Origin of the sequence: Enterococcus gallinarum, from assembly GCF_021496385.1 — a bacterium.
Taxonomy (GTDB): Bacteria; Bacillota; Bacilli; order Lactobacillales; family Enterococcaceae; genus Enterococcus_D; species Enterococcus_D gallinarum.
The window spans coordinates 1,125,817-1,139,887 of record NZ_CP050816.1 but is presented as its reverse complement, the minus strand read 5'-3'; the positions used below and the strand labels follow the sequence as shown (position 1 = coordinate 1,139,887).

Annotated in this window: 14 protein-coding genes; 2 read left to right on the top strand and 12 right to left on the bottom strand. The window is 41.0% G+C overall.

Annotation, left to right across the window (positions count from 1 at the left end):
• Positions 1 to 57: 57 nt before the first annotated feature.
• Positions 58 to 360 (bottom strand): helix-turn-helix domain-containing protein, encoded by a 303-nt coding sequence (locus HED61_RS05515; protein ID WP_002313373.1) that lies wholly within the window; start codon positions 358 to 360, stop codon positions 58 to 60.
• A 201-nt stretch (positions 361 to 561) separates the two neighbouring features.
• On the opposite strand from HED61_RS05515, the gene HED61_RS05510 reads away from it, so the two are divergent.
• Together HED61_RS05510 and HED61_RS05505 are read left to right on the top strand one after the other, a co-directional pair.
• Positions 562 to 1,359, top strand: a complete 798-nt coding sequence (locus HED61_RS05510; protein ID WP_010778236.1) for a helix-turn-helix domain-containing protein — start codon at positions 562 to 564, stop codon at positions 1,357 to 1,359.
• A gap of 50 nt (positions 1,360 to 1,409) precedes the next feature.
• On the top strand, positions 1,410 to 2,552 hold the full coding sequence (locus tag HED61_RS05505) for a tyrosine-type recombinase/integrase (protein WP_002337874.1): 1,143 nt from the start codon (positions 1,410 to 1,412) through the stop codon (positions 2,550 to 2,552).
• A 97-nt stretch (positions 2,553 to 2,649) separates the two neighbouring features.
• Here HED61_RS05505 and sufB read toward each other — a convergent pair whose 3' ends face one another.
• From sufB to HED61_RS05450, 11 genes are all read right to left on the bottom strand, one after another.
• Positions 2,650 to 4,041, bottom strand: a complete 1,392-nt coding sequence (gene sufB / locus HED61_RS05500; RefSeq protein WP_005470231.1) for a Fe-S cluster assembly protein SufB — start codon at positions 4,039 to 4,041, stop codon at positions 2,650 to 2,652.
• 28 nt (positions 4,042 to 4,069) lie between these two features.
• Positions 4,070 to 4,558, bottom strand: coding sequence for a Fe-S cluster assembly sulfur transfer protein SufU (gene sufU, locus HED61_RS05495; protein WP_003128306.1), 489 nt, complete (start codon positions 4,556 to 4,558; stop codon positions 4,070 to 4,072).
• Positions 4,536 to 5,780, bottom strand: coding sequence for a cysteine desulfurase (locus HED61_RS05490; protein ID WP_103300112.1), 1,245 nt, complete (start codon positions 5,778 to 5,780; stop codon positions 4,536 to 4,538). Before HED61_RS05490 ends, sufU begins: the two co-directional genes overlap by 23 nt.
• Entirely contained in the window at positions 5,777 to 7,096 is a 1,320-nt protein-coding gene (gene sufD, locus HED61_RS05485) for a Fe-S cluster assembly protein SufD (protein WP_003128304.1), read from the bottom strand. The genes HED61_RS05490 and sufD overlap by 4 nt, the downstream gene beginning before the upstream one ends.
• 13 nt (positions 7,097 to 7,109) lie before the next feature.
• Positions 7,110 to 7,883 (bottom strand): Fe-S cluster assembly ATPase SufC, encoded by a 774-nt coding sequence (sufC, locus tag HED61_RS05480; RefSeq protein ID WP_003128303.1) that lies wholly within the window; start codon positions 7,881 to 7,883, stop codon positions 7,110 to 7,112.
• A gap of 263 nt (positions 7,884 to 8,146) precedes the next feature.
• Entirely contained in the window at positions 8,147 to 9,397 is a 1,251-nt protein-coding gene (locus HED61_RS05475; RefSeq protein ID WP_081131895.1) for a serine hydrolase domain-containing protein, read from the bottom strand.
• Between the two features lie 45 nt (positions 9,398 to 9,442).
• Positions 9,443 to 10,717: a D-alanyl-lipoteichoic acid biosynthesis protein DltD gene (dltD, locus tag HED61_RS05470; RefSeq protein ID WP_113849208.1), complete on the bottom strand. Its 1,275-nt coding sequence runs from the start codon at positions 10,715 to 10,717 to the stop codon at positions 9,443 to 9,445.
• Positions 10,714 to 10,956, bottom strand: a complete 243-nt coding sequence (dltC, locus tag HED61_RS05465; protein ID WP_081131893.1) for a D-alanine--poly(phosphoribitol) ligase subunit DltC — start codon at positions 10,954 to 10,956, stop codon at positions 10,714 to 10,716. Before dltC ends, dltD begins: the two co-directional genes overlap by 4 nt.
• A gap of 14 nt (positions 10,957 to 10,970) precedes the next feature.
• Positions 10,971 to 12,170, bottom strand: a complete 1,200-nt coding sequence (gene dltB / locus HED61_RS05460; protein WP_081131892.1) for a D-alanyl-lipoteichoic acid biosynthesis protein DltB — start codon at positions 12,168 to 12,170, stop codon at positions 10,971 to 10,973.
• Entirely contained in the window at positions 12,167 to 13,684 is a 1,518-nt protein-coding gene (gene dltA, locus HED61_RS05455) for a D-alanine--poly(phosphoribitol) ligase subunit DltA (protein WP_219645193.1), read from the bottom strand. Before dltA ends, dltB begins: the two co-directional genes overlap by 4 nt.
• 11 nt (positions 13,685 to 13,695) lie before the next feature.
• A complete protein-coding gene (locus tag HED61_RS05450; RefSeq protein WP_029486349.1) occupies positions 13,696 to 13,833 on the bottom strand; it encodes a teichoic acid D-Ala incorporation-associated protein DltX in 138 nt (45 codons plus the stop codon).
• Between the last annotated feature and the right edge of the window lie 238 nt (positions 13,834 to 14,071).

Genomic DNA, 14,071 nt, shown 5'->3' with positions numbered 1-14,071 from the left:
TCGGGAGCACTCTTTTATATATTTTTTTCAATTCTTTTCAATACTAAATTTGCTATTTCATCTTCTCTCAAAACTTTCACCTCTCTTCATTCGAGCAAACATAAACTCATTAACTGCCTTTTTCGAATAAAATTTTCTTGCCCCTAATTCAACGACGGGCAATCCCTCATTTCTCACAGCATTTTTTAAAAAGTTTTCGCTCACATTTAAGTATTCTGCCATTTCCTTTTGATTTAGATATTCTCTTGTCATACCCGCATTTTCTTGAGCCTTCTCAATCGCTTTTGTAGCAATCTGATAAAACTGCTTTAGAAACATTTCCTCCTGCTCTTCTGAGATCATTAATTTTATTGCTTCCACAAAAACCTCTCCTTTTTGATTGTTCTATAACTTCTCTACCTAACAAATTATTACTTTTTGTTACAAAATATCGCGAAGTAACAAAAAGTAACAATTTACACCATTAATATACTATCGTCTCCTATTAATGTCAATTGTTTTTTTGTCTTTTTTTGTTACTTGATATATAATGAAACCAAATTCCATAAGAGAGGTGATTGTATGAAACCAAATCCTGTTGAAACAGGTAAAAGAATTAAATCAATTCGTTCTAATTTTGGAATGACTATGGAACAATTTGCAGATTTAATTGGAAATGCTCAAAAAGGAAATATTAACAATTGGGAACGAGGATTCTCCCTTCCCAACAAAGAAAGATTAATTAAAATTGCTGAATTAAGTAACAAAACTATCGACTGGATTAAATGGGGAACTTTGGAAGAATACATAGCTTCATACCTTAAAGATTCAGGGTATGAACTATATATTAAAGACTTCCCAGAGATACCTCACAAAGTCTTTAATGACATTCAAGAAAGATATAGTAATACGTTTTCGCTAAATAAAGACTATGAGTTATTGAATCCTATAATAAAAAATATATTTACAAAATATTACTCAAAAGATTTTGAAATTTATCTAAATGAGATACTTGCTAATAATATCAATCCTCTTATCGAAGAGTACGCTAGTCAGAAACACTCTATCTCTAAAGAGTTATTTTTCAAAAGAGCCAACAGTAAACTTCAAGACAAAATAAGAAATGGTGATTTCAAATACGGTGAAAAAGAAACACTGATTGATTCTTTAAAACAGCTATTAGACGAAATGGACTTAGCCTATCAAGATATTTCAGAGTATTCATCTGTCGAGGATTTCTTTTATAAAATTACTAAAAACCAATTTGAAACAGAAAAATTCATTTCTGATCTTAGCAAAAAATACAATTTTCCATATGAGAAAAATAGTATAATCGCAACATTTCTAACTAATAATCACGATAAATTTAAAAACAATTGATTCTTCAAATAACTTCTCTACCTGCAATCATGAAGTAAGGAGAGAATCAAATGGCAACATTTTTTTGTTATAAATTACAAAATGGCGAAAAATATTGGGGATTTGAAACTTATTTAGGAAAAGATCCCAAGACTGGAAAAGATATACGTACAAAGCGTAGAAGATTCAAGTCAAAAGCTGAGGCGCAAACAGCACTTAATAGACTACTTGTAGACTTTAAAGAAAAACAAGAGTTTAAAATAAATGTTACAACTTTTCAAGAGTTGTATGAATTATGGATTGATAACTACAGAACAAGAGTAAAACCGTCTTCTGTTGCCGTTGCTCAACGTTTTTGCAAGAACCATATATTACCTGCTTTTGGGGAATTACGATTGGATAAAATAAGTGTTAGTTATTGTCAAAAACAGGTGAATGAGTGGCACAAAACATTAAAACAATATGGTTTCTTGAGAAAAACAACTGCTCAAATATTTAAATTTGGAGTAGCAATGGAAGTCTGTAAGGATAATCCTATGTCTAAAACATTGCTTCCAAGAAAAATTGAAGAAGAACAACCCTTGAAGTTTTACACGAAAGATCAATTACAACTGTTTTTACAGAATACTAAAGAAAATAATTCAGTTAAACTGTACACTTTTTTCCGTTTATTAGCTTATACAGGAATGCGTAAAAGCGAAGCATTGGCGCTTCAATGGGAAGATATAGACTATTTCAATAAAACAATAACAATTGGTAAAACTATCGCTCAAGACGAGTTTAATCAAGTAGTTCTACAAGTACCTAAAACTAAAAATTCATCAAGAACGATTCAGCTTGATGATTTTACACTTAAACAACTGCGTATTTGGCAACAAGAACAAATGAAAATAATGATCTTATATGGCTATAACACGAATTCACCAAAACAGTTTCTTTTTACTACAAACACAAACAAGTTGTACTACCCCCAAGTAGTAAACGATTGGTTAGACTGGATTTACAAAAAGACACCGATGGAGCCTCAAATTACTCCACATGGATTTAGGCATACCCACTGTAGCTTATTGTTTGAAAGTGGTGCGTCGATAAAAGAAGTACAGGAACGATTAGGTCATAAAGATATTAAAACTACCATGAATATCTATGCTCATGTCACACCACAATCTGTTAAGAAAACTGGTGACCGATTTGCAAAATTTATGGGCGAATAATTCCAAACGTAGCCAAAAACGTAGCCAACCATTAAAATACAAATAAAAAAACGCTCGAAACGCTTTAATATCAACGTTTCGAGCAATGAAATAGTTATTAACCCACAGACCCTTCCATCTCATAACTTATCAATCGGTTTAGCTCGACGGCGTATTCCATTGGTAGTTCTTTGGTGAATGGTTCGACGAAGCCCATGACGATCATTTCGGTGGCTTCGCTTTCGGATAGGCCGCGGCTCATGAGGTAGTAGAGTTGTTCTTCTGAGATTTTTGAGACTTTTGCTTCGTGTTCTAATGATACTTGGCTGTTGTGGATTTCATTGAATGGAATGGTATCGGATTTCGATAGATCATCCATGATGATAGTGTCACATTCGATGTGAGAGATAGAGCCAGCGCTCTTCTTGCCGAAGGTGACTTGTCCACGATAGTTTACGGCGCCGCCGTCTTTTGAAATAGATTTCGAGACGATGGAGCTGGAAGTGTTTGGTGCGTTGTGGATCATTTTAGCACCTGTATCTTGGATTTGGTTCGCACCGGCAAATGCAATGGAGAGCATCGTACCGCGGGCGCCTTTGCCATCGAGATAGACACTTGGATATTTCATGGTTGTTTTGGCACCTAAGTTGCCGTCGATCCATTCGACTGTGGCGCCTTCCAATGCTTTTGCTCGTTTGGTTACGAGGTTATAGACATTGTCGGACCAGTTTTGGATGGTTGTATAACGGCAGTAGGCATCTTTCAAGGTGAAAATTTCGACGATAGCTGCATGCAAACTATTACTGGAATAGGTTGGTGCGGTACAGCCTTCCACATAGTGGACGCTGGCACCTTCATCAACGATAATCAATGTTCGTTCGAACTGACCGGTGTTTTCGGCATTGATCCGGAAATAGGTTTGCAGCGGTACGTCAACGCGGACGCCTTTTGGTACATAGATAAAGGTTCCACCGGACCAAACAGCTGAGTTCAGTGCAGCCAATTTGTTATCGGTTGGCGGTACTAATTTTGAAAAGTATTGCTTGAAGATCTCTGGGTATTCTTTCAAGGCTGAATCGGTATCGGTAAAGATGATGCCTAACTTTTCAAACTCTTCTTTCATGTTATGGTAAACGACTTCTGATTCATACTGTGCCGAAGCCCCGGCTAAATAGGCACGTTCTGCTTCGGGAATTCCGATTCGTTCAAAGGTTTCTTTGATTTTTTCTGGTACATCATCCCAGTCTCGAGCTGGGCTGTCGCTAGGTTTTTGATAATATTTGATGGCATCGAAATCGATGTCGGACAGATCCGGTCCCCAGTTTTGCATGGGCATTTTGTTGAAGGCTTCTAATGACTTCAATCGGAATTCCAACATCCATTCTGGTTCTTGTTTGACCCGTGAGATTTCACGGACGATGTCTTCGGTCAAGCCTTCACCGGTACTAAATACGGGCTGCACGTCATCGTGAAAGCCAAATTTATATTCTTCTAATTCGGGTACACCCATGGTTCTCACTCCTTTGTTTTGCTGCAATCTACTCTACTTGATGCTCATCGGTTTCCGAGTGTCTGTGTTCCACATCTGATTGTTGGGTATCGTCGGCGATCGCTTTTTCCAATGCTTTCCATGCAAGGGTGGCACATTTGATCCGCGCGGGGAACTTAGCCACTCCTCCTAGCATTGAAGCATCACCTAGACGGTCACTGTCAGAAACAGTATGACCTTGGACCAATTCAGAAAATAAACCTGACAATTCTCCAGCTTCGGTCAATGTTTTGCCGATCACTGCATCTCCCATCATTGAAGCACTGGCAGTGCTGATAGAACAGCCTTCACCGGTAAATGCCACGTCTTTGATGGTCTCCCCTTCAACGGCGAGTTCTAAATGAATCACATCGCCACAAGTGGGATTATTCAATTCGACTTTATAGGTAGAATCTCCCAGTGTTCCGCGATGATGGGGGTGACTGGAATGATCTAATATGACTTGTCGGTATAAATTATCTAATTTCGTTAATGCCATGTTGGAAAAACTCCTTTGTTAACTTGATGGCGTCAACCAATCGATCGGCGTCCTCTCTTGTATTATACAGGTAAAAGCTGGCACGTGCAGTCGCCGGTACGTGCAAATAGTTTAAGAGGGGTTGTGCACAATGATGACCGGCACGGACAGCGACACCTTCCATGTCTAATGCAGTCGCTACATCATGGGGATGAATCCCGTCGATGTTAAAAGCGATGACACCTGTTCGTTTGGCTGCTTCTTGTGGACCATAAATCGTCAGTCCATCAATGGCTTGCAATTTTGGCAAAACATAAGCGACCAGTTCAGCCTCGTGTTGATGGATGGCCGCTAACCCAAGTTCACTCAAGTAATCTACCGCTGCCCCTAGCCCGATGGCGCCAGCTATGTTTGGGGTACCTGCTTCAAACTTCCATGGCAATTCTTTCCACGTGCTTTCTTGAAGATGAACGAAATCAATCATTTCGCCGCCAAATTCCACTGGCTCCATCTGATCTAACCAATAACGTTTGCCATATAAGACACCAATGCCGGTCGGGCCGCACATTTTATGACCAGAAAAAGCATAGAAGTCACAATCTAATGCTTGGACATCAACTGACATATGGGGAACTGCTTGGGCGCCATCTACTACTATCACGGCTTGGTGTTGATGGGCTAGTTGCGTTAACTCAGCAATTGGATTGATCACACCAAGAACATTTGAGACATGAGCAATGGCAACCACCGCTGTTTTATCCGTGATCTGTTGACGTGCATCATCCATGTCAAGGATACCTTCTGGCGTCAATTGGATATATTTCAGAATCGCTTTCTTGCGTTTTGCCAGTTGTTGCCATGGGATGATATTGGAATGGTGCTCCATGTAAGAGATCACGATCTCATCACCTTCATTGACAAATTGATCCCCAAAACTGCGGGCTACCCAATTCAGGCTTGTCGTCGTACCACGAGTGAACAACACTTCGGCGGTTTCTTTGGCCTGAATAAAATGGCGAACTTTTTCCCGCGCGGCTTCATAAGAATGGGTCGCCCGTTCCGCCAATGTATGAACGCCGCGGTGAACGTTGGCATTGTCTTGATGATAATAGGCAGCGATCGTCTTCAAAACGGCTTCCGGCTTTTGGGTGGTGGCAGCATTATCAAGATAGACTAATGGCTCATCATTGACGATTTGATCCAAGATAGGAAACGCTTGTTTCACTTTTTGGGCATCGATCATGCAAGTAACTTCCCTTCAATAACAGCCACCAGTTCTTGTTGCACTTCTTTCACAGGAATGGCCGTTAAGACAGATCCCAGAAATCCGCGAATCACTAAGCGTTCTGCTTCTTCCTTGCGCAAGCCGCGACTCATCAAGTAGTACATTTCTTCTGGATCGACACGACCCACACTGGCAGCATGTCCTGCCGTAACTTCATGTTCGTCAATCAATAGAATCGGATTGGCATCGCCACGAGCTTGGTCAGACAACATCAAGACCCGACTTTCTTGTTGGGCATCGGCACCTTTGGCTCCTTTTAAAATATGTCCGATACCGTTGAAGGTCAAGACGCCGCGTTCTCTAATGACACCATGTTGCAAAATGTGGCCGATCGAATGTGGTGCTTTATTTGTCACTCGCGTATCGATCCCTTGTGTTTGCCGACCAGCACTGATAGCAACAGCTTTTACTTCAGAATGGGCCCCTTCGCCAACGAGGTCTGAATCAAAGTCAGCAATCACATCGCCGTCATTCATGACACCAATCGCCCAATCAACCATAGCGTCTCGTAAGACATAGCCTCGTCGATTCATATAGGTAGTGATATTGACCCCCAATTGATCAATAGCTGAGAATTTGACTTTAGCCCCTGCTTTGGCGATCACTTCTACAACGATATTTCCAGATAGCTTTTTGGCTTGATCCCCTTTGGTTTGGAAACGTTCCAAGTAGCTGAATTCACTGTGCTCATCTGCTACGATCAAGACATGCTTGAAGAAATGCGCTTGGCTATTGCCATTATGATAGAAGATTGCTTCTAGTGGTTCTTCAATGATGACATTCTTGGGTACATATAAAAATAAACCACTATTCATAAATGCCGCATGGGCCGCAGTCATTTTGTCTTCATCCATTGGGACTGCTTTAGTCATATAGTATTGATTGACGAGTTCTGGTACTTCTCTCATTGCGGTAAACAAGTCCGTAAAAATGACACCTTGATCCACTAGATGTTGCGGTAATTGTTCAAAGACCGTTGTTTCATCAAACTGAACAACCGTTGGATGGCTATCCATTGCATCAAAGGATGGAACTGCCCCCAATCCTGCTGCCGCTGGATCAATCACGCCAGAGAATTCTTGTTCACCGACAAGTGCTGCTTCATTGATATTAAACAAAGGCCAGCGTTCATAACGGACCCGTTCAATTTTTGGAAACGGGAGTTCATCCACTTTTGCAAGGGCTGCTTGGCGGAGTTCCAACATCCATTCAGGTTCTTCTTTCAACGCTGAAAACACGTTGACTTGGTCAAGATAATCCTGTAATTTTGCCATTTGCCTTGCCTCCTTATGCTTCTTCTTCTTTGTAGTCGATCCCTAATTCTTTACTGATTCCAGCATAGCCTTCAGCTTCCAGGCGTTTCGCTAAATCAGCAGATCCCGTCATTACCACGCGACCTTCCATCATGATATGTACCACGTCAGGAGTGATATAATTCAACAACCGTTGATAGTGTGTAATGATGAGCGCGCCAAAGCCTTCCCCGCGCATTTCATTGACCCCTTTAGCGACGACTTTCAAGGCATCAATGTCTAATCCAGAGTCGATTTCATCTAAAATCGCAAATGTTGGTTCTAGCATCAATAATTGCAAGATTTCGTTCCGTTTCTTTTCCCCGCCAGAGAAACCTTCATTCAAATAGCGTTCTGCCATTTCTTCTGGCATGTTCAATAGATCCATTTTTTGATCTAATTTCTTTAGAAAATCCATGACAGAGATTTTGTCCTCTTCATCCCGTTTAGCGTTGATAGCAGCTCGCATGAATTCAGCATTTGTGATTCCTGGAATTTCACTAGGGTATTGCATCGCCAAGAACAAACCTAAACGTGCTCGCTCATCCACTTCCATTTCCAGCACATTTTCCCCATCGAACAAGATTTCTCCTTCAGTGACTTCATAATTCGGGTTTCCCATAATTGCCGCAGATAAGGTAGATTTTCCTGTCCCATTAGGTCCCATGATGGCATGGATCTCACCGGTTTTTAAAACAAGATCAACACCTTTTAAGATCTTTTTATCTTCAATTTGGACATGCAGGTTTTTGATTTCTAAAACTGACATTCTGTTCCCTCCAGTATCTTTTCTTTCTCACTATTTTAGACTAATTGAGAATGAAGTTCAAACGCAATTGCCTACTTTTTTAAAATTCTTCTAATCTAGCCCCTAGAGATACATTGGAATCATTACAAACTGCTGTGAGGATCCCCTTTGAAAGAAACTAAAAAAAGACACCCTCAGCCCCGACGAAAGCATGTGCTTTTGTCTTTAGGAACAGAGGGTGTCCTACTTGAAAACTCTAAGCTTGCACGAGCAAAATGACGCAATCAAAAAGAAGCATCAACATTTGCAAGCGGATGATAGAGTTGATTCATTAATTCTGTGTCGCTTTTACGTCCACGATTGGATAGTAGGATCACGCTGGTTTTGTTGTCTTTAGAAAACAACCCAAACGATTCGAATCCTCCTTTACCACCATGAGCCCGAAAATAAGTCCCTTTGTCATAAAAACCTGCGGCATAGGACCCGCCAGCGGCTGGTTGCCACATTTGCTTCAGTGAAGCTTTATCCAGCAGTTTCCCATTCAATAATAAATCATAATAGCGATACAAGTCGCCAACTGACATATAGAGATTTCCAGTTCCTACCTCAGCTGCCAAGTTGGCTGAGGAAATATTGTTAGGGTTCCCGTAAGGATCTGCTTCGCCATCCGTTTTGTAATTGACCGTAGGATGATCCTGCTGTAAAAAGGCTTTATACAAGAAAGATTGTTTCAACCCATTCTTATTGATAAAAAAATCCGTTAACAACGCATCATAACTTTTTCCTGATACTTTTGTCAAAATACCTGCCAGTAAATTGTAGTTGATGGGACTATATTTGAATGTTCCTTGGGTTCCGGATAAGACAGCATGGGTGGCATCCCAGTCGAGGATCTGTTGCACGTCTTCCAGTCCTTGCGGATTTTCTGAAAGTTTGAGTCCGGAAGCCATCTGCAGCATTTGCTGAATCGTAATCTTGGCAGCGCCTGGAATATACGGATAAAAGCGCGCTAATGTATCCGTCAAGGATAGTTTCCCTTCCTTAATTGCCCGCATGATCAAGACCGCCGTCAATCCTTTTTGCATCGAGCCAATATTGAATAATGTTGTCGGGGTGTTTTTGACATCAGCTGCTTTGTCAGCATATCCGTACCCTTTGTGCAGCAGGACTTTCCCGTTTTTTACAACCAATGCACTTCCAATAAAACCACTGGAAAGAATTTTCTGATCGTAGCTGGCTCCTTCGGCTGTGACGACTTCTTGGTCACTAATGAGATTGTCATAGTTTCCCGCATCCAACAAGTCCTGTTTCTTGTTTGCGGGTTGCTCCTTTTTGGAGGAGGAGCTGCTGGCAGTACTGGAATGTGCGACTTGCTCACTGGAATGATCAGAAGCAGCCGTTGGTTCCGTTGGCAAAAACAAGTAGTAGATGCCAATGAGACCACAAATGATTACCAGGATATCAATCCCAAGCAATAGTTTTTGAACGTTTCTTTTTGAGCGTCTTTTTGCATGTCTTTTCGTATGTCTACTCATTGAATGAAGCCTCCAGCATTCCTATTCTCCAACAGTCCTCCTTTTTCATTTCCCCTGAATATCTTTTGGTGCTTCTTGCTGCCAATTTTTGGAGAGAAAATAATGGTTGATTTCATACAACGGTTTTTCTTTGACCTTGGAATCCAAGAATGGCTGAATGTATTCATCTGCTGCCAACCAGCCACGCCAGCCTAAGTGAATCGTATCTTCCATGAAATAGGGTTGATTGCCCTTCGTTGATAAATCAGCGATATTCATGAAGCCCTGGCTTCTTAACTGGTAGCGAATCTTTTGGTCAAAACCGGACAACACCTCTTGCGGCAAGCCGGTATAATCCATCCACTTCTGATTGATGGGCGGAATCACAAATAAGACATCCACATTGTTGCGAGCAAATTCTGTCAGTACTAGTTGAAAGTCGCTATATTCTGGTCCAAAACGATAATCCCATTTCTTTTGAGAGCCTTTCATTTTATCTATGCGGCTTTGCAGATTATGTTGGTAAAAAGAATTCTTGATCCCTAAAGAATTATTAGTCGTTTCTGCTTTTCCTTCATTATCGGCTACTTGTTCTATTTGAGCGAGATTATAGGTAGAAGGTAATTTCTTTGCAGCAGCAGTGATTTTGTCAGTCAAGTTGTGCCCCAACCCAAGACCACTAAAAAGCTCATCTTCCCGTTTCAAAATAGATCGTTGCAGATCAATCTGTTTTTTCTGCCAATCAGTCGGTATCTTACCGGATTTCACTTCATTCAAGACTTGTTCCGTCAAGCTATTTTCTTTCACTTTCGAATAGTCTAAGAGACGTTCGGCATAGTATTGATCGGTGTCAGAGACTTTCTTTAACGAAGAGAGCCAATCGTACACATGCTGTTCGGAATAATGATGGTTGAAATAGTCTCCTTTCAACCCTTTAGGAACGAACCATTGAGGGGAAACGATGAAGACTGCTTTTTTCCCTGCTAATTCTTTCGCCATTGATTGAATGATGGCGTACTGGGTCAGCGACTGGGTGCCAGGTGCACCAATCAAAAATGGCGTATAAGAACGTTGATATTTCTGCGCCAATACGGAAGGATGGGTGGCACTCACACGGTTTAGTTCGGATGAGCCAAAAAATGGGACATATTTTCCTGTTGCTATTGCCTCATTTTTGATACGATCCCCGCGAAACACCGCATCATTCATTGCCGTCGCCGCTTGAGCGATGACTTTCGGATCGTGGCTATTGATCTTCCAAGGGCCAAGGAAGAGTACCCCGACAAGAATCCCCGCACAAAGAAGCGGTCCAAAAGCCGTGAGTAGTCGTTTTTTCATCATCGGCTTTGCAGCGTGTCGACTTTCTCAATGATTTTTGCTGGTGTATTCCACTCTGCCCGGTCAAATTCCGATACGGGAAATTCAATTCCTAACTGCCCTTCTAGTTCAACCAGCAATTGAACAGATCCTAATGAATCTAATAATCCTTCATCAAAAAGATCGATTGTTTCGTTTTCTTTTACTTCATCACTTCCTGTAACTGATTCTAAAATGTCTAATACTGCTTCTTTGGTTGTCATATTCTTTTCTCCTTTTATTTAACGAATAATTTGTCCAAGATTCCTGAGAAAATCAGAAAACTAAAGCAAACTGCTTGGAAGGTCAATACAGTGGACACCGCTTTGGTTAGGTTGTTCGATGGCAGATTTCCTTGTTTTTTCTTCCAACGGATCCACGCATCATTTCCGCAAATCAATGTCGCATGATATACCCCGTATAAAATGTAATACCAGGTAAGTCCATGCCAAATGCCCATTAACAAAAAGAGGGCAAAATAGCCGACATTGGATGCGACGATACGGCTTTTGAAAACTTTCTTCTTGATCAGTGTGAACATTAAACGCATGTACACATAGTCTCGGAACCAAAAAGACAGACTCATGTGCCAACGATTCCAGAATTCTTTGATATTAGGCGCCAGAAAAGGTTTATTGAAGTTAGCTGGTGTATCATAACCCATGAAGTTGCTGACACCAATCGCAAACAAACTATAGCCAGCAAAATCAAAGAACAGATACATACTATAAACATACATATAACCCAGCATTCCCCAAGAGAACAAGCCATTTTGCAGGGCTTCTTTGGTTACGATCGGCAGTAATACTTGACCGAGATAATAACCAAGAATGAACTTATACAGGAGCCCTAGCATGATTTTGGCGACTCCTTTGTTTAAATAATCGAGATACACTTCTTTTGTCGGCGGATTCAGCAGATCCTTCTCAAAGCGGCGATACCGATCGATCGGCCCCGAAGAAATCGTTGGAAAGTATAGTAGAAACTGGATATAACGCCAAGGATGGTATTCTTTGATCAGTCCATCCCGTATCTCCATGATCATTTGCACCGATTTAAAGGTCAGATAAGAGATACCCAAGAAATAAATCAATGAGGCATGTCCAACAAAGAAAGGGGTGACTTTGCTCAATGCCAATGGTAAAATCGCTGCTACCACTGCACCATAAAAGACGCCTGAAGTATTTGCTCGTTGGCGATGCTGATAATAGCCATAGACGAGTAATGTCTGATACACGACGTATCCGATCAGCGCCAGCCCCTGTTGCCAATATTCACCACCAAAACTTACGTACAATACCGCTAGTGTGAGTAACGTTTGATACCATTGCCAACGCTTTTGTTTGAACAGCAGCACAAGCATCATCGGAAGCAATCCTACCATTAGCCAAATGAAATAGGTGGGATTTGCATAAGGAATCATATGCTGCAGGTTCATGAAGGATTCACCTCATTTGTCAGCCATTTGCGGTCGATTTTGCCATTTGCCGTATGAGGCAACTGCTCAACATAGATAAATCGCTGCGGGATCATATACTCCATCACCGTTTCACTCAGCGAAGATTTGATGGCTTTTGTCAGTTGGAACTCTTTCTCGAAGGGGTGCGTTTCGGGAACGACATAAGCAATCAGCTGTTCCACTTTCTTTTCTTGATATTTAGGGACTACGACGGCTTGTTTGACCCACGAACTATTGCTTAAATGATGGTCGATCTCTTCTAATTCCATTCGATACCCATGGAACTTCACTTGAAAATCAAGACGCCCTTCATAATGCAACAAACCATCTTCCGTCATTCTGCCACTATCGCCGGTTCGATACGCTGGTTGCCCTTCATGGACAAAAAATGCCTCTTTTGTTTTCTCGGGATTGTTCAGATACCCTTTTGACACGCTAGGACCACTAATGATGATTTCACCTACTTGCCCTTTAGGAACTAGTTGATCTTCTTCCATAAAGAAAACCGTTGAATCTTCTTTCACATACCCAATTGGCACTCGATCATATTGCTCCAGTAATTCTTCAGTGATTTGCACTCCGGATACGGCAACAGTCGCTTCAGTAGGTCCATAGGTATTGTAGATTTTTGCATTTGGAAAACGTTCCAGCAGTGCGTGAGCGGTTTTTTTTGGTAGTTCTTCCCCACAGAATAAGAAACGTTCCAACTGAGGAACGTGCATCCCGTCAAAGGTCTCTTCCATCAAACATAGTTTCATAAATGAAGGTGTCGAGATCCAAACATTGATAGCCAATTGCGGCAAGGTTCCAAACAATGTTTTGAAGTCATTAATGACCGCCTTTTTTAAAGGCACCAAACAGCCGCCAGAAGTCAATGCTGGATATAACCCCATGACAGAGAGATCAAAGGAATACGGTGCCTGTGCCAAATAATGCATCCCTTCGCGTAAAGAAAAATCCTTCAATGTCCATTGCACGAAACTCAATAAATTTCCATGACTAATCTGAACTCCTTTAGGGATGCCGGTCGTTCCTGATGTGAAGATGATGTAGTAAATATCATCCTTCCCTAGCGCTTTTGTGTTGCCTAAATTACGCCCGCTTTGATAGATTTCTTCCAATTGATTTATTTCTAGCATTGGAATCATTGTTTCCGGACCTTGCCAGTCAGCTACGCTAATGATCAAATCTGGCGTAGCCACAGAGAGGATCAATTCAATACGCTCTTTTGGCGTGGTACTTTCAATCGGAATATATGCCCGACCTGTTTTGGAAGCTGCCAAAAAGGCTGTTAGCATGTCAAATTCTAACTCGCCATAAACCACGATCGGTCCGCGAGTTTCCAGAGTTTCCTCGAGATAGGCAGCTAATTGGTCGGATCGAGCTGCTAATTGTCCATAAGTATATGTTAGGTCATCTTCTCGGTAGGCAATCCTCTCTGGATCCTTTTGTGCCCATTCTTCAATGGCTTGCACAATATTTACCACGTTCATGAACATTCCTCCTAAAATTCATTATAGATAAAGGTGCCACCTTGCACGTTTTTATAATGATAAAGATAAATCAGCATCAAAATGATACAGAAATAAAAAAGGGTTTTGCCTGCAAAGAAGAGTGCTTGACGCACATGTTCATTTTTGATTCGTTGTTTCACCAAATCCCTCCTTTTCTTGCTATATTGATTCTAGAATGAAGGAGTAAATAATTGACCTTGAAATGTTAAACAATTTATAAACTGGCGATAAACTTTTTATTTCATTTATTAGTTTTTTTTTAATCTGCTTACATTTTTGTAATACAAAATGGCTTTCACGAACAAAATTGTCATCTCTTCATAAAAAAAAGCAAGAATCTCTTTAAACAGCACCTATGCTGAAAAA

What these genes read in the sequence shown, in the direction of transcription:
- HED61_RS05510 (WP_010778236.1), top strand. Translation starts at nt 562, where the DNA reads ATGAAACCAAATCCTGTTGAAACAGGTAAAAGAATTAAATCAATTCGT.
- HED61_RS05505 (WP_002337874.1), top strand. Translation starts at nt 1,410, where the DNA reads ATGGCAACATTTTTTTGTTATAAATTACAAAATGGCGAAAAATATTGG.
- sufB (WP_005470231.1), bottom strand. Translation starts at nt 4,041, where the DNA reads ATGGGTGTACCCGAATTAGAAGAATATAAATTTGGCTTTCACGATGAC.
- sufU (WP_003128306.1), bottom strand. Translation starts at nt 4,558, where the DNA reads ATGGCATTAACGAAATTAGATAATTTATACCGACAAGTCATATTAGAT.
- HED61_RS05490 (WP_103300112.1), bottom strand. Translation starts at nt 5,780, where the DNA reads ATGATCGATGCCCAAAAAGTGAAACAAGCGTTTCCTATCTTGGATCAA.
- sufD (WP_003128304.1), bottom strand. Translation starts at nt 7,096, where the DNA reads ATGGCAAAATTACAGGATTATCTTGACCAAGTCAACGTGTTTTCAGCG.
- sufC (WP_003128303.1), bottom strand. Translation starts at nt 7,883, where the DNA reads ATGTCAGTTTTAGAAATCAAAAACCTGCATGTCCAAATTGAAGATAAA.
- HED61_RS05475 (WP_081131895.1), bottom strand. Translation starts at nt 9,397, where the DNA reads ATGAGTAGACATACGAAAAGACATGCAAAAAGACGCTCAAAAAGAAAC.
- dltD (WP_113849208.1), bottom strand. Translation starts at nt 10,717, where the DNA reads ATGATGAAAAAACGACTACTCACGGCTTTTGGACCGCTTCTTTGTGCG.
- dltC (WP_081131893.1), bottom strand. Translation starts at nt 10,956, where the DNA reads ATGACAACCAAAGAAGCAGTATTAGACATTTTAGAATCAGTTACAGGA.
- dltB (WP_081131892.1), bottom strand. Translation starts at nt 12,170, where the DNA reads ATGAACCTGCAGCATATGATTCCTTATGCAAATCCCACCTATTTCATT.
- dltA (WP_219645193.1), bottom strand. Translation starts at nt 13,684, where the DNA reads ATGAACGTGGTAAATATTGTGCAAGCCATTGAAGAATGGGCACAAAAG.